This window comes from Fuscovulum ytuae (genome assembly GCF_029953595.1).
GTDB lineage: Bacteria > Pseudomonadota > Alphaproteobacteria > Rhodobacterales > Rhodobacteraceae > Paragemmobacter > Paragemmobacter ytuae.
Map to the genome: position 1 here is coordinate 35,371 of NZ_CP124535.1, position 18,339 is coordinate 53,709.

General features: G+C 62.0%; 17 protein-coding genes. 12 read left to right on the forward strand and 5 right to left on the reverse strand.

Translation table 11 applies throughout. The features are described from left to right. The first annotated feature begins 123 nt into the window (after positions 1-123). From QF092_RS00175 to glmM, 8 genes are all read left to right on the forward strand, one after another. Complete coding sequence (locus QF092_RS00175; protein WP_281466443.1) at positions 124-1,065, forward strand: glycine--tRNA ligase subunit alpha; 942 nt, start codon at positions 124-126, stop codon at positions 1,063-1,065. Then, a complete protein-coding gene (locus tag QF092_RS00180) occupies positions 1,062-1,535 on the forward strand; it encodes a DUF6446 family protein (protein ID WP_281466445.1) in 474 nt (157 codons plus the stop codon). The genes QF092_RS00175 and QF092_RS00180 overlap by 4 nt, the downstream gene beginning before the upstream one ends. 4 nt (positions 1,536-1,539) lie before the next feature. Then, a complete protein-coding gene (gene glyS / locus QF092_RS00185; protein ID WP_281466447.1) occupies positions 1,540-3,756 on the forward strand; it encodes a glycine--tRNA ligase subunit beta in 2,217 nt (738 codons plus the stop codon). Between the two features lie 170 nt (positions 3,757-3,926). Further along, entirely contained in the window at positions 3,927-6,491 is a 2,565-nt protein-coding gene (locus QF092_RS00190; protein ID WP_420026484.1) for a putative PEP-binding protein, read from the forward strand. A 198-nt stretch (positions 6,492-6,689) separates the two neighbouring features. Next, positions 6,690-7,370 (forward strand): cell wall hydrolase, encoded by a 681-nt coding sequence (locus QF092_RS00195; protein ID WP_281466449.1) that lies wholly within the window; start codon positions 6,690-6,692, stop codon positions 7,368-7,370. Positions 7,371-7,484: 114 nt separating this feature from the next. Next, positions 7,485-8,393 carry a dihydroneopterin aldolase gene (locus QF092_RS00200; protein WP_281466451.1) on the forward strand — a complete coding sequence of 303 codons (909 nt, stop codon included), beginning with the start codon at positions 7,485-7,487 and terminating at the stop codon, positions 8,391-8,393. Positions 8,394-8,440: 47 nt separating this feature from the next. Continuing rightward, positions 8,441-9,448 carry a dihydropteroate synthase gene (folP, locus tag QF092_RS00205; RefSeq protein ID WP_281466453.1) on the forward strand — a complete coding sequence of 336 codons (1,008 nt, stop codon included), beginning with the start codon at positions 8,441-8,443 and terminating at the stop codon, positions 9,446-9,448. Continuing rightward, on the forward strand, positions 9,445-10,791 hold the full coding sequence (gene glmM / locus QF092_RS00210; RefSeq protein WP_281466455.1) for a phosphoglucosamine mutase: 1,347 nt from the start codon (positions 9,445-9,447) through the stop codon (positions 10,789-10,791). The genes folP and glmM overlap by 4 nt, the downstream gene beginning before the upstream one ends. A gap of 202 nt (positions 10,792-10,993) precedes the next feature. Here glmM and QF092_RS00215 read toward each other — a convergent pair whose 3' ends face one another. From QF092_RS00215 to ilvC, 5 genes are all read right to left on the reverse strand, one after another. After that, on the reverse strand, positions 10,994-11,170 hold the full coding sequence (locus tag QF092_RS00215; RefSeq protein ID WP_281466457.1) for a hypothetical protein: 177 nt from the start codon (positions 11,168-11,170) through the stop codon (positions 10,994-10,996). Between the two features lie 356 nt (positions 11,171-11,526). Next, on the reverse strand, positions 11,527-12,135 hold the full coding sequence (locus QF092_RS00220) for a DUF6338 family protein (RefSeq protein ID WP_281466458.1): 609 nt from the start codon (positions 12,133-12,135) through the stop codon (positions 11,527-11,529). Further along, positions 12,132-13,088 (reverse strand): caspase family protein, encoded by a 957-nt coding sequence (locus tag QF092_RS00225; RefSeq protein ID WP_281466460.1) that lies wholly within the window; start codon positions 13,086-13,088, stop codon positions 12,132-12,134. The genes QF092_RS00220 and QF092_RS00225 overlap by 4 nt, the downstream gene beginning before the upstream one ends. After that, positions 13,088-13,489 carry a TIR domain-containing protein gene (locus QF092_RS00230; RefSeq protein WP_281466462.1) on the reverse strand — a complete coding sequence of 134 codons (402 nt, stop codon included), beginning with the start codon at positions 13,487-13,489 and terminating at the stop codon, positions 13,088-13,090. Before QF092_RS00230 ends, QF092_RS00225 begins: the two co-directional genes overlap by 1 nt. 176 nt (positions 13,490-13,665) lie before the next feature. Next, positions 13,666-14,688 carry a ketol-acid reductoisomerase gene (gene ilvC, locus QF092_RS00235; RefSeq protein ID WP_281466464.1) on the reverse strand — a complete coding sequence of 341 codons (1,023 nt, stop codon included), beginning with the start codon at positions 14,686-14,688 and terminating at the stop codon, positions 13,666-13,668. 129 nt (positions 14,689-14,817) lie between these two features. Here ilvC and QF092_RS00240 point away from each other — a divergent pair, with 129 nt between their 5' ends. The 4 genes from QF092_RS00240 (at position 14,818) to QF092_RS00255 (ending at position 18,280) form a co-directional block, all read left to right on the forward strand. Continuing rightward, positions 14,818-15,273 carry an Lrp/AsnC family transcriptional regulator gene (locus tag QF092_RS00240; protein WP_281466466.1) on the forward strand — a complete coding sequence of 152 codons (456 nt, stop codon included), beginning with the start codon at positions 14,818-14,820 and terminating at the stop codon, positions 15,271-15,273. Further along, positions 15,270-15,728, forward strand: a complete 459-nt coding sequence (locus QF092_RS00245; RefSeq protein WP_281466468.1) for an Lrp/AsnC family transcriptional regulator — start codon at positions 15,270-15,272, stop codon at positions 15,726-15,728. Before QF092_RS00240 ends, QF092_RS00245 begins: the two co-directional genes overlap by 4 nt. A gap of 107 nt (positions 15,729-15,835) precedes the next feature. Continuing rightward, entirely contained in the window at positions 15,836-17,080 is a 1,245-nt protein-coding gene (locus QF092_RS00250) for a methyltransferase family protein (protein WP_281466470.1), read from the forward strand. 72 nt (positions 17,081-17,152) lie between these two features. After that, positions 17,153-18,280 (forward strand): aminotransferase class V-fold PLP-dependent enzyme, encoded by a 1,128-nt coding sequence (locus tag QF092_RS00255; protein ID WP_281466472.1) that lies wholly within the window; start codon positions 17,153-17,155, stop codon positions 18,278-18,280. The last annotated feature ends 59 nt before the right edge of the window (positions 18,281-18,339 follow it).

An 18,339-nucleotide genomic window follows, 5' to 3' on the forward strand; every position in this document is an offset into this window, starting at 1 on the left:
GAAGCGGGCCAGAGACTAGCAGAGCGTCGCCCGGATGCACGCGCTTTCCGGCACAGGCTTGCAAGGATTGACCCCTGTCAGCCTCTTGCCTATGGAGGGGGCGGTTTTCAAGAGGGCCCGGTCATGGCTGACAGCGCGACGCTTCCCCGCAGTTTTCAGGAAATTATCCTGCGTTTGCAGGGCTATTGGGCCAGCAAAGGCTGCGCGGTGTTGCAGCCCTATGACATGGAGGTGGGGGCGGGCACTTTCCACCCGGCCACGACGCTGCGCGCGCTTGGGTCCAAGGCATGGGCTGCGGCCTATGTGCAACCGTCGCGCCGTCCGACCGATGGGCGCTATGGCGAGAACCCGAACCGCCTGCAGCATTACTATCAGTATCAGGTGATCATCAAACCTTCGCCGCCCGATTTGCAGGAGCTGTATCTGGGGTCACTGCGGGCGATCGGGCTGGACCCTGCGCTGCATGACATCCGCTTTGTCGAAGATGACTGGGAAAGCCCCACGCTGGGGGCTTGGGGCCTTGGCTGGGAGGTATGGTGCGACGGGATGGAGGTGAGCCAGTTCACCTATTTCCAGCAGGTGGGCGGGCATGATTGCCGCCCGGTTTCGGGCGAACTGACCTATGGGTTGGAGCGGTTGGCGATGTATGTGCTGGGGATCGACCATGTGATGGAGATGCCCTTCAACGATCCCGATGCGCCGATCCCGTTGAAATATGGCGATATCTTCCGCCAGACCGAAGAAGAATACAGTCGCCACAATTTCGACGGCGCGACGACGGAGATGCTGTTTCAGCATTTCAAGGATGCCGAGGCAGAATGCGAGCGCCTGCTGGCCTTTGATGCGGTGGACCCGAAGAATGGCAAACGCATCGTGATGGCGCATCCCGCCTATGACCAGTGCATCAAGGCAAGCCATCTGTTCAACTTGCTGGACGCGCGGGGGGTGATTTCGGTCACTGAGCGGCAGGCCTATATCGGGCGGGTGCGGGCCTTGGCCAAGAAATGCGCCGATGCTTTCGTGACAACGGAAGCGGGTGGCGCCTCTGGGGGGGCGGCGGCGTGAATGGCAAGATCGTCGGGGGCTTCATCGTGTTGATCGGGGCGGTCGCGGGGATCGCGATGTATTGGTTGCAGGTCTATGCCTTCTATGAAGAGGCGACCTTTGAACCGGGAGCGGAAATTCGTCTGACGCTGATCGAAGGCGGCATGGCCGAGCCGATCATCGCCGAGGGCGTCACGGGCATCGACAGCGACAGCAGCCCGATCCGGTTTCGCGCCTGTTTCCACACGCCGATGACGCAGGCCATGTTGACCGAGACTTACAAGATGTATCCCGATGCGGTGCCGAATGTCGCGCCGGGTTGGTTTGACTGTTTCGATGCGCAGGCCATCGGGGCCGCGCTGGAGAAGGGCGAGGCCATCGCCTTTCTGTCGGAAGCCAATATCCATCCCGGGGTGGACCGCGTGGTCGCGGTCTTTCCGGATGGCCGGGCCTTTGCCTGGCACCAGTTGAACGCCTCGGAGAGCGAGTGAGAAAATGCCTGATCTGCTGATCGAATTGTTTTCCGAGGAAATCCCGGCGCGCATGCAGGGCAAGGCTGCGGCTGACCTGAAGAAGCTGGTCACCGATGGGCTGGTGGAGGCGGGGCTGACCTATGCCAGCGCGGGGGCCTTTTCGACGCCGCGGCGGTTGGTGCTGTCGGTGGAGGACCTGACCGCGGAAAGCCGCCCCGTGCGGGAAGAGCGCAAGGGGCCGCGCGTGGATGCGCCAGTGGCGGCGCTGGAGGGGTTCTTGCGGTCCACGGGCCTGACGAAGGACCAGCTGGAGGTGCGCGACGACAAGAAGGCGCAGGTCTATTTCGCGGTGATCGAAAAGCCGGGGCGCAAGGCGGATGATATCGTGGCCGAGGTGCTGGAAAGCGCGATCCGCAATTTCCCTTGGCCAAAATCAATGCGCTGGGGGTCCGGCTCTTTGCGCTGGGTGCGGCCTTTGCAATCGATCCTTTGCCTGATGATGGATGAGGCGGGCGCGCGGGTCGTGCCTTTGGACGTGGACGGGATCGTGGCGGGCAACACGACCGAAGGGCACCGTTTCATGGGGGCGGGGCGGTTTGCGGTATCCTCTTTTGACGATTACCGGGTGAAGCTGTCGCGCGCCAAGGTGATGCTGGACGCGGGTGAGCGTGAGGCGCAAATCTGGCAGGAGGCCACCAACATGGCCTTTGCCGCTGGTCTGGAGGTGGTTGAGGACCGGGGGCTGCTGGCGGAAGTGGCGGGGCTGGTGGAATGGCCGGTCGTTTTGATGGGCCAGATCGGGGAAGATTTCCTTGGCCTTCCGGCCGAGGTTCTGCAGACCTCGATGAAAGAACATCAGAAGTTCTTTTCGGTGCGCAACCCCAAGACGGGGCGGATTGAGCGGTTCATCACGGTCGCCAATATCGAGGCGGCGGATGGCGGGGCGGCGATCCTGAAGGGGAACCAGAAGGTTTTGGCGGCGCGGCTGTCGGATGCGCGGTTCTTCTGGGAAAACGACCTGCGGGTGGCGAAGGCGGGGATGGGCGACTGGGCCGAGGGGCTGCGGTCTGTGACCTTCCACAACAAGCTGGGGAGCCAGGCGGAGCGGATTGACCGGATTGCCGCGCTGGCGCGCGAGATCGCGCCCTTGGTGGGCGCGGATGCAGGGCTGGCCGAACAGGCCGCGCGGGTGGCGAAGTTGGACCTGCGGTCGGGGATGGTGGGCGAATTTGCCGAATTGCAGGGTGTGATGGGGCGCTATTACGCGCTTGAGGCGGGAATGCCTGCGGCAGTCGCGGATGCAGCCCGCGACCACTATTCGCCGCTGGGCCCTTCGGATGCGGTGCCCATGGAGCCGGTGTCGGTCGCCGTGGCGCTGGCCGACAAGATCGACACGCTGACCGGATTCTGGGCGATTGATGAGAAGCCGACAGGGTCGAAAGACCCGTTTGCGCTGCGTCGGGCGGCGTTGGGGGTGATCCGGTTGGTGCTGGTGAATGGGGTGCGGGTGTCGCTGGATCGGCTGGTGGATGTGCAGGTCTTGCGCCATCAGATCGGACATGCGCCGCAGGCGCCGGAACGTTTGGCTGCAATCCTTGATGCAACCGTCACGGACGGGATGTTTGGCACCGCAACCCGTGCGCTGGTGGCGGATTCCGAGGCGTTGGGCGCGGACTGGTTGGCGCGGGTGCGCGATCACGACCCGTCGATCAGTGACGATCTGCGGGATTTCGTGCATGACCGTCTGAAAGTGTTCCTGCGAGATCAGGGCATCCGGCATGACGTGATCGATGCTTGCCTTGGAATGGAAGGGAACTGTGACCTGACGCTGCTGGTGAAGCGGGCGCAGGCGTTGCAATCCTTCCTATCCTCGGAGGATGGCACGAACCTGCTGCAAGGGTTCAAGCGGGCGAACAACATCCTGTCTCAGGCCGAGGCCAAGGATGGGGTGGAATATTCCTTCGGCGCGGACCCGAAATTTGCCGAAAGCGACGAGGAGCGGGGGCTGTTCAACGCGCTGGATGTGGCAGAACAGGCCATTGGTCCAGCGATGAAGGGCGAGGATTTTGCGGCGGCGATGGGCGCGATGGCGCAGTTGCGCGCGCCGATTGACGCGTTTTTCACCGCGGTCCAGATCAATACCGACAATCAGGTGGTACGGCGGAACCGGTTGAACCTCTTGCACCGTATCCGGGCGATCTGCGCGGGTGTGGCGGACCTGACGAAGGTGGAAGGCTAAGACCCGGGGGGTGGGCCGAATGGCCCATCCTACAGGGGCAAGGGTCGGGATGTGGGATGGGCAATCTTGCCCATTTTGCCTTGCACAAATTCTGGGCACTGTCAGGCTTGATTGACAGCCGCGATGGCGTATCCTGCATGTGCAAAGGAAAGGTCGCCGCAGTGCAGAAGATGGACGTGCTTCCCGATTTCGCCGAGATCACGCCTTCGGCGCGCATCCAGACCACGGCGCATGGCTGGCGGGCCAAGTGCCTGCAACGGCTTGTCCGGCTGGACCTGCCGGTGCCCGAAACGGTGGCTCTGCCAGCCGCCACGATCCGCGCCATTGCGGCGGGGCATCCTGTGGATGTCGAGGCGATCTTGGCGCATTTTGGCAGTGATACACTGATCTCTGTCCGGCCCAGCCCGGTGAACCCGGATTGGGGCGGGCCTGCCACCATCCTGAACGTGGGCATGAATGCCGCGCGCCATGCGATGCTGGTGGAGCGGCATGGGCAGGCGGCGGCGGATGCGCTTTATCTGCGGTTCGTGCAGGCCTATGCGACCCATGTGGCGCGGCTGGACCCGGATATGTTCGACAATCGTGCCGCATCCTCCGAGGCGTTGCGCGATGCGCTGCGGGTCTATGAGTTGGAGATGGAGGAGGAATTCCCGCAAAACCCCGCGCGGCAGTTGGCCGAGGTGCTGCGGTCCATGGCGCGGGCTTGGGAGGGGACAACGGCGCGGTTGTTGCGGCAGGCCAAAGGTGCGCCTGAGGATGCAGGGCTGGGTCTTGTTGTGCAAGAGATGGCGCAGGGGATCGGCAAGGGTGTGTCGGGGTCCGGTGTGATCCAGTTTGTTGATCCGGTGACGGGGCTGCCGCAGGTGACGGGGCGCTATCTTGGCCAGTCGCAGGGCCGTGACGCCCTGAAGCGGACCGAGGCGATCTACCTTACGCGCGATCCGCGCGGGCCATCGCTGGAGGAGCTTGCGCCGGGGCTGTTTGCCGATCTCTTGCGCTTTGGTGCGGCTTGCCGGGTGAAGCTGCGCGAAGAGATGCAGATCGAATTCACCATCGAGGATGGGCATCTGTCGGTGCTGGATGCCATCAAGGTGGCGCGGTCGGCACGGGCGGGGCTGAAGATCGCGGTGGCGCTGGCCGAGGATGGGGTGATTTCCGAGGCCGATGCCGTCTTGCGGGTGGAGCCGCGGGCGCTGTCTGAACTGCTTCACCCGCAGGTGGACCCGCGGGGGCCGCGGGATGTGTTCGTGAAGGGCATCGCCGCCAGTCCGGGGGCCGCCATGGGGCGGATCGTGTTTTCCTCGCAGGCCGCGCAGGCGAGTGCGGCGCGGGGCGAGCCTTGCATCCTTGTGCGGCGCGAGACGGCGCCCGAGGACATCAGAGGGATGCATTCGGCCGTGGGCGTTCTGACAGAGCGGGGGGGGATGACATCGCATGCCGCCGTGATCGGGCGGGGGCTGGGTTTGCCCTGCATCGTGGGGGCGTCGGACCTGAAGCTGGATGCGCGTGACAAAAAGCTGGTGGCCCCGGATGGGCGGGTGTTCCGCGAGGGTGACGTCATCACCGTGGATGGCACGACGGGCGAGGCGCTGGCGGGGGCGGCCGAGATGCTGGCCCCGGCGCTGGATGACAGTTTCCGCAAGCTTTTGGGTTGGGCGGATGCCTATCGGGACATCGGTATCCGGGCCAATGCCGACACGCCACAAGACGCCGCGACCGCGCGGCAGTTCGAGGCGCAGGGAATCGGTCTGTGCCGGACCGAACATATGTTCTTTGAAGAAGATCGGCTGATCGTGATGCGCGAGATGATCTTTGCCGATACGCCCAAGGACCGGGCGGCGGCGCTGGCGCGGCTATTGCCGATGCAGCGGGATGACTTCGTGCAGTTGTTTGATATCATGCAGGGCCTGCCCGTCTGCATCCGTCTGTTCGACCCGCCCTTGCACGAGTTCCTGCCGCAATCGCGTGAGGGATTGCGCGAACTGGCCGAGGCGTTGGATCGGCCTTTGTCCGAGGTGACGCGGCGGGCAGAGGCCTTGGCCGAGTTCAACCCGATGTTGGGAATGCGGGGGGTGCGGCTGGGGGTCGTGCTGCCGGAAATCTATGACATGCAGGCGCAGGCGATCTTTGAGGCGACGGTCGAGGTGGGCCGTCGGGGCGCTGCGGTGGTGCCAGAGATCATGATTCCGCTGGTATCCGCCCGGCGCGAGGTGGAGCTTGTGAAGACCCGCGTCGATGCAGTGGCGGCCAAGGTGAGGACCAAGGCGGGGGCGGATTTCGCCTATAAGCTGGGCGTGATGGTGGAGACGCCGCGCGCTGCGCTGCGGGCGGGCGAGATCGCGCAGCATGCGGCCTTTTTGTCCTTTGGCACCAATGACCTGACGCAGATGACCTATGGCCTTTCGCGGGACGATGCGGGGCGGTTCATGAACACCTATGTGCAGCAGGGGGTCTTTCCGGAAGACCCGTTCCACATCCTTGATGTGGATGGGGTGGGCGAGCTTTTGCATATCGGGGCAGAGCGGGGGCGGCGCACGCGGGACGACCTTGTTCTGTCGATCTGCGGTGAACATGGGGGGAACCCGGAATCCATCGCATTCTGCCGAAAGGCGGGATTCGACTATGTTTCCTGTTCGCCCTATCGGGTGCCTTTGGCGCGGCTTGCGGCGGCGCATCTGGCGTTGCAAGAACGCATGGAGACTCCAACTGCGCGAGCGGATTCTCCGAAAAAGTGATTCAAGATCATGTGGTTGCGGGGTGAAGCTGCCATAGCGCCTTAAGTCGTTTCGGCGGATATCCGCCGAATATGGCCTGATTTCGGTTGCAATTCTGCCACATTGGTGGACTCCGCCCCCCTGAGTCGTCTACCCCCGCGCCTCGCCCGCGGTGCTGCTGCTGTGGGCGCGATCGAAACAACCGGGGCACATAAGACCATGCGCTTGCATACAGGCTGGATCGCGGGGGCAATTGCCGCCGTTATCCTGAATGGAGCGGCCTTCGCCGATGTGACGGTGAGCCAATCGAACGATCCGACCGCCGCTTTGGGCGGGACGATGAGCACGCTGCTGGGGGCCGAGAATCAGGCCCTCGCCGCCCTTCCGGGGCAACGGCTGACCGAACTTGCGGTCGGGCCAAAAGTGGAAACCAAGACGACGCCCGCCGAGGCGGCGGTGCCTACCGTGATCCGCTATGATGATGCATGGCTGGCCGCGCAGCCCGCGCCGCAGGGCGATGCGCAGTGGGAATGCCTGAGCAAGGCCATCTATTTCGAGGCGCGGGGCGAAACGCTGCGCGGCCAGTTTGCGGTGGCGGAAGTGATCCTGAACCGGGTCGACAGCCCGGATTATCCCGGCAGCATCTGCGGCGTCGTAGAACAGCGCGGCGGTGGCGGTTGCCAGTTCAGCTATATTTGCGACGGGCGGGCAGATCGCATGCGCGACCCGGGCGCGACGTGGCGGGCGCAGCGGATCGCGCGGGTGATGATGGATGGTGCGCCGCGCGCCCTGACGCTGGGGGCCACGCATTTCCATACCCGTTGGGTCCAGCCCGGTTGGGCGCGGCGGTTCCCGCAGACGGCGGCCATCGGCGCGCATCTGTTCTACAAGCAGCCCTGAGGCGGCACGGCACGAGTCGCCTTGGTTGCGCATTCTGCCGGGATCGGACATGGAGTTGTCAGGGGCAGGGGTTATCCTGCCCCTGTTTCTTTGCGCGCCGAAGGAGGCGAGACCATGACCAGCGACATCCGCCTTGCCTTCGCCCATCCTGAAGAGCGGGCCGCCGCTTCGGCCAGTGCCGATCCGCGCGACCGTATTTCGCTGCGCGATCATGTGGTCGAGGTCGAGATCGGCGCCTTTCAGCAAGAGCGGGGGACGCGGCAGCGCATCCAGTTCAACGTGGTGGTGGAGGTGCGGCCACAGCCGCAGCCTTTGGACGACGATGTGGACAAGATCCTGAGCTATGACCGGATCACCGAGGCGATTGCGGCCGAATTGGCGGCGGAACGGTTGAACCTGCTTGAGACGTTGGCCGAGCGGGTGGCGGAACGCATTCTGGCCGAACCGCAGGCGATGCGGGCTTTCGTGCGGGTAGAAAAGCTGGACCGTGGTCCCGGCAAGCTGGGGGTAGAGATTGTTCGGTCGCGTGCTGAGGCCCCTTTGCGCGCGGTGGGCAAGGATGGTGTCGAAGAGGCGGTGCATCCTTTGGTGGTGTTCTTGGACAATGCCACGATTCAGGGGCCGGACCTTGCGGCGCGATTGGATGCGTTGCAGGCGCGTGGCGTGCCGGTGATCCTGACGGTGGGGCTGCCAGATCTGGTGCGACCTGAGACAGGGCATAAGCCGACGCAGCGGCGGATCGACCTTTTGGCGATCGAGCAGAATGCTTGGACCCTTGCCGCGCGGGATGACCGTTGCGTGGTCGTTGCGACGCGGACAGAGATCGACTGGGCCGTGAAACGCGGGCAGATGATTGTTTGGGCACCGTCCAAGCTGGTGCTGGATGCGGTGGATGGGCCGCAAAGCCGCGACCCGGTGGCGCTGGCCTTGTGGCTGGCCGAGGTGATGGCGGCGCGCGGGATTGTCGTTCACGGGGATGTTGCAGTCCCGGCAGGAAGCCGCGTGCCGGTGGAACGCAGCTGACGCCTGCGGGGCTTGCACGGGCGCGGCGCTGCGCCTAGGCAAGGCGAATGGAATATTACCGCCCGATTGCATGCGACGATCCCTGCCGTCCTGATGGCGCGCTGCCCCTTGCCGGGGGCTGGTGCTGGTTTTCAGAGGTGGAGGTGCTGTCGCGCGGGGCTGCGACGCGCCGCGTGGCCGTGCGCGATTTGCCCGGCGAGGTGCGCGACAGGCTGAGCGCGCCACGTGCGCTGTTCGGCGGGCTGGAGATGGATCGCCCGCAGATCATGGGAATCCTCAATGTGACACCCGACAGCTTTTCCGATGGCGGGCTTTTCCTTGCGCCCGAGGCCGCGCTGGCGCAGGCGCGGGCGATGGCGGCGGCGGCGGATGTGCTGGATATTGGGGGGGAGAGCACGCGCCCCGGTGCCGCCGAGGTTGAGGTGGCGGAAGAGGTGGCGCGCACGGCGCCCGTGATTGCCGCGCTGCGCGAGGGGGGGCTGGAATGCCCGATTTCCATCGATACGCGCAAGGCGGCAGTGGCGCGAGCGGCGCTGGCAGCAGGGGCGGGGATCGTGAACGATGTGGCGGCCATGGGGTTTGATCCTGAAATGGTGTCGGTCGTCGCGGCATCGGGCGCGCCGGTCATTCTGATGCATGCGCTGGGCACGCCCGCGACGATGCAGGATGACCCGCGCTATGAGGATGTGCTGCTGGATGTTTACGATTTCCTGAAGGCACGGATCGCCGCGGCCGTCGCTGCGGGGATTTCGCCGTGGCGGATCATGGTCGATCCCGGGATCGGCTTTGGCAAGACGGCGGACCATAACCTTGCGCTGATCCGGCGGCTTTCGCTGTTCCATGACCTTGGAGTGCCGGTGCTGCTGGGCGCGTCGCGCAAGCGGTTCATCGGGGCGATCGGGCAGGAAAGCGTTGCAGAACGGCGGGTTGCCGGATCGCTTGCGGTGGCGCTGGCGGGTGTGGCGCAGGGCGCGCAGGTGGTGCGCGTGCACGATGTGGTGGAGACGCGGCAGGCCTTGCGGCTATGGCAGGCGGTAAAGGGAGTGAGTGAATGACGCGGAAATTGTTCGGAACCGATGGTGTGCGGGGGAAGGCCAACACCTTCCCGATGACAGCGGAAATGGCGCTGCGCCTTGGCGCGGCGGCGGGTCGGTATTTCCGCCGCGACGACAGCGCCGCGCATCGGGTGGTGATCGGCAAGGATACGCGGCTGTCGGGCTATATGCTGGAAAACGCGCTGACGGCAGGGTTGACCAGCACGGGGATGAATGTGCTGCTGCTGGGGCCGGTTCCGACGCCTGCTGTGGGGTTCCTGACCCGGTCGATGCGGGCTGATCTGGGGGTGATGATCTCGGCCAGCCACAACCCGCATTATGACAATGGAATCAAGTTCTTTGGTCCCGATGGGTTCAAGCTTTCGGATGAGGCGGAGGCCGAGATCGAGGCGATCCTTGAGGGTGAAATCCGCCCGGCGCGGCCCGAAAAGATTGGCCGAGCGAAGCGGATCGATGATGGGCGCGGGCGGTATCAGGAATTTGTCAAAACGACATTTCCCTCTGGGTTGCGGCTGGATGGCATCAAAGTGGTAATCGATTGCGCCAATGGGGCGGCCTATAAGGCGGCGCCGGAGGTGCTTTGGGAATTGGGGGCAGAGGTCATTCCGGTGGGGGTTTCGCCCAATGGCACCAACATCAACGACCGTTGCGGTTCAACCCATGTGGAGACGGCGGCAGAGGCGGTGGTGGCCCATGGCGCGGATGTGGGCATCTGCCTTGATGGTGATGCGGACCGTGTGATGATCCTGGATGCCCACGGAAAAGTTGCGGATGGCGATCAGATCATGGCGCTGATGGCGCTGCGTTGGGCGGCGGAGGGGCGGCTGCGGGGGGGGGCTTTGGTGGCGACGGTGATGTCCAATCTGGGGTTGGAGCGCCGGTTGGAGGCGGCTGGGCTGCGGTTGGAGCGGACGTCGGTGGGGGACCGCTATGTGGTCGAACGGATGCGCGAGGGCGGTTTCAATCTGGGAGGCGAGCAGTCGGGCCATATCGTCATGACCGACTATGCCACGACAGGGGATGGCCTTGTCGCGGGGCTGCAATTCCTGGCCGAAATGGCCCGGACGGGCGAGAGTGCCGAGGCGCTGTCACGGCAATTTATCACGGTTCCCCAGATGCTTAAGAACGTCCGTTACGCCGAGGGGAAAGTGCCGCTGGCCGATCCGGCGGTGCAGGGTGTGATCGCGGCGATGGAGGAAAAGGTGACCGGGAAGGGCCGCATCCTCATTCGCAAATCGGGAACAGAGCCACTGGTCCGGGTGATGGCGGAATGCGAGGATTCGGCCCTGCTGGACGAGGTTGTCGGGGCCATCGTGGCGGCGGTGGAACGGGCGGCAAGCTGAATATCGGCTGTGCCCTGTTTTGTGCCGGATTTTGTGCCGCAAACTGTGGTCACGCAGCGCACGCTGCCTGCGGACCGCGCGCAACGGGGTATAGGCTGTGCCTATGGGTTTTGGCCGTGGCTCCGCCTCCGGCTGGCCGGGTCTTTGGGGATGAGGGAAGCCCCAGGTCAGGCCCGGGGCGGGATTGCCCTAGGGGCTTTCGTCACTCTTCCTTAGTCGCAGAACGAGAGTTTTCGCTATCCGTGTCGGTCGCATCGTCATTGGCGGGGGCGGCGGCGCGGGGGCGGTTCCATGCGGGTTTGCGGCGCGACCCGGGAGGGGCCTTCTGCGACAGGAATTCGGCAAGGTTGAACGGGGTCTTGGGGGTGGAGATACCCATAGCGCTGTCCTTTCCGGACAATCGGGCCGATGCGGAGGGGGGAGGGCACAAGGGCAGCCCGATCCCCGGACCCCCGGCCCGTCACGCCCCCCGTGTTCGGAGGGCTATAGAGGGTATGCGCCTTTTGTGGGGGGAAAGATAGGGGGGGTCGGTGTCGGAAGGATAGGCGCTGGGAGCGCCTATCCAAGAAACCTACTCTCCCTTAGACCCACTACTAGTCCTATTCGGAGGCGACACAGGCTTGTCTTGACCAGTGGGCTGGTAGCCGCCCTGTATGCCCGTCGGTTGGTAGCCTCTTTCGATGCGCTGATTGGGAGGTGCGTCGTTACTGGAGCCGGGTTTAGGTTTATCATCACTCATTGCACTGGTTCCTGGGTTGCAGAAAAGAACTCTATGGTGCGTACTTCATTGGCCGCTATAAGAACCCCCTCATTTGGAAATCTGTTCCAAGTTCCATCTTCTCCGAATTTGAAGCATTCCTCAATGTAAATATCTCTCTCAGAGGGGTCAGATGAAATGAACGAGCGCCTTGAGAGTAATCCGTAGAACCTAGTTTCATCCTTGAGGGTGACAATTACATAGCACGCGGCTATGTTTCCAAGTTTCCAATCCCAAGCTGTTGGAATAGCATCAACCAGATTCATTCCAAAGAAATGGAGTAGCCTAAGAAACCATCTCCTTCGTACTGACAGTCCTAATGTGCTGCCCACCAAAACTGGAAGGACGAATACGAAAATCAACCAAGCAGCATGATTGCTTCGCGGATCCAGTTCAAGCCATCGGATTAATGGCAAACAAACGGCAAGATAAATGGATGAAATCACGAAGTAAGTTAGTATGCTATCAGGCGTAGACTTAAATCCGCCCGTGACAAACTGGGCGCGCGTGAACAGAATTATCAAACCCGGAACCACAAAGAAAAGAACAATTGACGTGTTCTCTATCGTTGCAAGCTCCTCAATCAAATGATCTTTCCTTCAATCAGGCGCCAGTAGTGTTCGCCGAGCACTGTCATCCGACATGAACGAGAGTTCATCGCAGCAAAATACATGTGATCTTCACCAACCGGGCGTACTAAGTTTACCTTGGCCATCAATTGCAATTCATAAAACACTCGATTCTTCTCAGGGTCAGGGTTTGGACTGTCTGGCTCGAAACTGGGATCTAATTGAAGCTCATGACCAGGTTTGTCGAAGTACTTGCGGAGGTTTCGCAGAACATCGATCGGAATCGGAGGTATTACCTTCCTAAGTGAGGTGAACGTGGTGACATTTGTTTTGAACATTGGTCGCTGGTCCCATGGCCCAAGCGACTGGTCGATATGGGCATATACAGAGCCGGGTGTTATGTCACCTAGGAGGTTAGCTGCTCCTCCGTTTAAGGCGTCCACAAGCAACGACGTAAACAAACCTGAGCCATCCTTCTCAGAGGCGTATTGAGACACAGTCGATGCGGTGAGTACGGTAACACCTATACTGATCTGGATAGCTTCATCTCTAAGCGAGTGGTTTCCGGCAATCCCAGAATGGCAGCAGTCCAAGACAATAATTCTGTTTTTAGCTTTTGACTGATTGGCGAGCACCATCACTTCATGTAGTGATAGACCATCATCGCCATCCTTCGTGTCGGAGCAAATTAGGTATCCCCCAACTTGCTCGATGTAGCCATGGCCGGCAAAGTATAGAATTGCGATCTCGTCGTTGCCTGAAAATAGATTGACGACTTCCTGCCTTAGTTCTCGCCTTGTTACTAATTGCGTTGGTCCGGTCCCGACGAGCAATCGTGTGGCAAAGTTGATCGTTCCATCAGCATGCCTTTCAAGTGCAGAATTGACAGAATGGGCGTCGTTAACGCAGCCATAGAGCTCTTCTGCGCTCTCATAAAAATCGATACCACATATCAAAGCTTTTCGTGTCATTAGAACAGATCACGCACTGCGGTTGCTATCGACTTTCCGTTCCACTTGACAATTCGGTCTGCAGAATTCTTCACTATTGCGGATGTTCTCTCCGCAGCCCAAGGCTCGACAGCGATAATCGGCTTGCGATAATCCAACGAAATCGATACCTCTTTGTTGATCCACTTGCTGTATGTTGCATACACTCCAGCCAAAATAATAACGCCGCTGCATCCTCTAATCTTTGCGTCTATGGCCGCTTGTAGGTCGCTATCCGATCCTGACGTGTGGATCGGGTCATTTTTTGGCACAGAGTGATCGTAGAAAGCGACATTATGCTCATTAAGAAACTCAACTAAGCGATCGTAACTGTCGCCGTATTTCCAAGAATGACTAATGAAAATTCTATACGTTTTTTCCAAGGAGCCGCTCCACATAAAAGATACATCAGATAAACATGCGATTCGCCAGGTTAGGGTACAGTCGCGATGCTGAAGGTTGCAATATTTGTTTAATATGAGATTTAGCGAATGTGATAAGTGAGAAGAAGGCCGGCCCTTACGGACCGGCCCCCCAATTCTCAACCGCAGGAAAAAAATCAGTTCCGCGCGCGGTCGACCATCTTGCCCTTCGAAATCCAGGGCATCATGGCGCGGAGTTTCTCGCCGACCTGTTCGATCTGATGCTCGTCATTGATGCGGCGGGTGGCCTTGAAGAAGGGCTGACCCACGGCGTTTTCCTGCATGAAGTCGCGCACGAATTTGCCGGTCTGGATGTCGGTCAGCACGGCCTTCATGCGCGCCTTCGTCTCATCATAGGGCAGGATGCGCGGGCCCGAGACGTATTCGCCGTATTCGGCGGTGTTCGAGATGGAGTAGTTCATGTTCGCGATGCCGCCTTCGTAGATCAGGTCGACGATCAGCTTCACCTCGTGCAGGCATTCGAAATAGGCCATTTCGGGTTCGTAGCCCGCTTCGACCAGCGTCTCAAAGCCCATGCGGATCAGTTCGACGAGGCCACCGCAGAGGACGGCCTGTTCGCCGAAGAGATCGGTTTCGCATTCCTGACGGAAGTTGGTTTCGATGATGCCGGAGCGGCCGCCGCCGATGGCGGAGCAGTAGGAGAGGCCGATCTCCATCGCTTTGCCGGTCGCGTCTTGGTGGACGGCGACGAGGCAGGGGACGCCGCCGCCCTTGGTGTATTCGCCGCGGACGGTGTGGCCGGGGCCTTTGGGGGCCATCATGATGACATCGACGCCGGCTTTCGGTTCGATCAGGCCGAAATGGACGTTCAGGCCGTGGGCAAAGGCAATGGCGGCGCCTTCGCGGAGGTGGTCATGGACATAGGCCTTGTAGGTGGCGGCCTGAAGTTCATCGGGCATGGTGAACATGATGAGGTCGCACCATGCGGCGGCCTCAGAAATGCCCATGACCTTGAGGCCTTCGGCTTCGGCCTTTTTGGCGGAGGGCGAGCCGGGGCGGAGGGCGACGACGAGGTTCTTGGCGCCCGAGTCGCGGAGGTTGAGGGCGTGGGCATGGCCTTGCGAGCCGTAGCCGAGGATGGCGACCTTCTTGTCCTTGATGAGGTTCACGTCGCAGTCACGATCGTAATAGACGCGCATTTTGGCGATCCTTTGGTTGGTTGATGGGGGGAGGATAGGGATTTTCGCCGTGGATACCGTGCAATGTTTGATGTTTCTTGCGGTTTGTGGGAAGGATCATGCGTAGATGGGTGAATTGGCGGATGGATCATGCTTGACGAGACGGATCGGCGCATCCTGCGGCAGTATCTGGCGGAGCCGGGGATGGCGCGGGCGGAGCTGGCTTCGCGGGCGGGGGTGACGGTGGCGACGCTGTGGCGGCGGCTGGAGCGGTTGCAGGCGGCGGGGGTGATCCGGGCGGAGCGGGCGGTGATCGACTGGCGGGCCTTGGGCTATGCGGTGGAGGTTTCGTTGCGGTTTACCTTGGACAAGACGGACCCGCGGGCCTTTGACACCTTTATTGCGGCGGCGCGGGAGGTGCCGGAGGTTCTGGCCATCGAGACGTTTCTGGGACGGGTGGATGTGCGGCTGAACGTGATCGCGCGGGATATGGCGCATTATCAGGAGGTCTATCGCACGCGCATCCTGACGTTGCCGCATATCGCGGAGGTGGAGGCGTTGATGCTGATCTCGACCATCAAGGAGGGGGAGGCGCTGCCGCTGTGATTGATCTGGATGATGTGGACCGGGGCATCTGCCGGGCTTTGGCCTTGGAGGGCGGGCTGTCGGCAGGAGAGTTGGGGCGGCGCTTTGGGCTGAGCCAGCCTGCGGCATGGCGGCGGGTGAAGCGGCTGGAGGAGGCGGGAGTCATCGCGGGGCGGCGGGTCGAGGTGGACCGCGCAGCGCTTGGCTTTGGCGTGACGGTGTTTCTGGGGGTGAAGCTGGCGGCGCGCGGGCGGGTCAGCCTTGAGGATTTCGAGCGGGCGGTGACGGCGATCCCAGAGGTGCAGGTGGTGCAGCATGTGCTGGGGCTGTTCGATTACCGGCTGCGCGTGGTGGCCCGCGACATCGCGGATTTCGAGCGGGTGCTGCGGCGGCGGATCATGACGCTGCCCGGGGTGGGGAATGTCGAGGCGAATGTGCTGTTGACCGAAGAGCGGCGACCGGGGCCGCTGGGCTAGGGATCGGTCTTGAATGGTCACAGAATTGATGCCCGATTGACGACAAGTTGCCGAATTCGTCCCTAGGATGCTGGGCTGTCGTTATCGGTGCGAGGACAATCATGCAGATGGACCAGGTAGGCAGTGGCAGCTTTGCCTTGGCCGAGGAGCCGCCGCGTTCGGCAACGCCGACCCTTCAGATGGCGGTGGTGGCCCTTTCATTCCTGCTGGCGGCTTGGGTCGTGCTGTGGCTGCGCCCGACGCAGGACCCGGCCATGGCGGCGGTTCTGATGATTGTCATGATGGCGGTGCCGGGGGCCTTGTCAGAATATTTTCTGGTGCAGCGTCGGGCCGGGCCGGCAGATGGGATGCGGCGGGACCGGGGGCAGGCCTCGGCCGCGCGTGTGATGCAAAAGATCGTCGGGCTCTGGGCGATCTATGGGGCGATGCTCTTCGCCTATCTGATGCTGCCCGTCTATGATGCACCGCTTTACGACGCTTTCTTGCGCACCTTCCCGGTGGTGTTGCCATGGATCATGGGGCTGTCGATCCCTTACATCGCCTTGGTGGACAGTCTGCAGACAGAGCCAGAGGATCGGCTTTGGCGGTTTGGCGGCCTGCTCTTGCTGCGCGAGGTGGATCGCGACGGGATCGGGAATTGGCTGCTGGGCTGGCTGGTGAAGGCGTTTTTCCTGCCGCTGATGTTCTGCTTTCTGACCGGCTATATCGCCGATCTTTGGGCGTTCAAGCTGACTGATGAAGGGTTTGGATATCGGCTGTTCATCCTGTCTTACCAATCGCTTTATTTCATCGACGTGGCGGTTGGGACGCTGGGGTATTGCATGACGCTGCGCCTTCTGGGGACGCATATCCGCAGCGCGCAGCCGACGGTGGCGGGTTGGGTCGTGGCCTTGATGTGCTACCCGCCCTTCTGGCCTGCGATTTCGCAAGCCTATCTGCGCTATAATCCCGATTGGGAATGGGAGGCGTGGCTGGCCGGGTCGCCCGTGCTGTTTGCGATCTGGGCTGTGATGATCCTTGCCTGCCTTGTGGTGTATGTCTGGGCGACGATGGCCTTCGGGCTGCGGTTTTCGAACCTGACGCATCGCGGCGTGATCACCAACGGGCCTTACAGATATACCAAACATCCGGCCTATATCGCAAAGAACCTGTCTTGGTGGTTGGTGGCCATTCCCTTCATCCCCGAAGATGGGTCGTTCCTGACGGCATTGGCCTGCTGCTTTATGCTGTTGGGGGTGAATACCGTCTATTTCTTGCGGGCCAAGACCGAGGAACGCCATATGATGGAGGACCCCGCGTATCGCGCCTATGCGGCATGGATCGAACGCAACGGCATCTTCCGCCGCAGGTGACGCGCTGGCGCATTGCCTTCTGTGGCAGACGGGCTAGGGTCGTCCTCGACGATTAAGAGAGGACTGCCCACCATGACCACGCTGCCGCTTGCCCATATCGACCCGGACGGGTTGCAGGAGTTTTCGGTCGTTTTCACCGACCGCAGCCTTAACCATATGTCGGCGCGGTTTCAGGGCGTGATGCGCGATGTGTCGGGCCTGCTGAAAGAGGTCTATAACGGATCGGCGGTTGCTTTGGTGCCCGGTGGCGGCACCTATGCCATGGAGGCCGTGGCGCGGCAGTTCGGCAAAGGGTCCGTGCTGGTGGTGCGGAACGGGTGGTTTTCCTTCCGCTGGACGCAGATTTTCGACGCGGGTGGCTTTGCCGCGCAGACCACGGTGGTGATGGCGCGGCAGACCGGGAATGACCCGCGCGCGCCTTACGCGCCGCCCCCGGTGGAAGAGGTGGTGGCCAAGATCCACGAGACGAAGCCCGAGGCCGTTTTTGCGCCGCATGTGGAGACGAGCGCGGGGATCATCCTGCCCGATGACTATATCGCGAAGATCGCCGCTGCCGCCCATGAGGTGGGGGCGATCATGGTGCTGGATTGCATCGCATCGGGCTGCATCTGGGTGGACATGGCGGCGACCGGGGTGGATGTGCTGATCTCGGCCCCGCAGAAGGGGTGGTCGGCGTCGCCCTCTGCCGGGGTGGTGGTGCTGTCGCCCAAGGGTGAAGAGCGGCTGGCGGCGACGGACAGCAATTCCTTCGCGCTGGACCTGAAGAAATGGCGAGCGATCATGGCGGCCTATGAGGGCGGCGGGCATGCCTATCATGCCACGATGCCGACGGATGCCATTCTGGGATTCCGCGATGCGATGCTCGAGACGAAGGCGATGGGCTTTGCCGAGGCGAAGGCCGCGCAATGGGACTTGGGGCAGGCGGTGCGGGCGTTGTTGGCGCGGAAGGGTGTACCGTCTGTGGCGGCTGAAGGCTATCAGGCACCGGGGGTGGTGGTGAGCTATACCGACCAACCCGAGGTGCAGAACGGGGCGAAATTCCGCGCCGAAGGCCTGCAGATTGCGGCAGGCGTGCCCTTGCAGGTGGGCGAGGGGGCAGAGTTCAAGACCTTCCGCCTTGGGCTGTTTGGGCTGGACAAACTGAAGGATGTGCCGGGCACGGTGGCGCGGCTGGAAAAGGCGGTAGAGGCGGTGCTGTAAGGGCCGGAAAATCTTTCGAGAAAGATTTTCCGGGCCGATGTCCCGAAACTTTTCGGGGA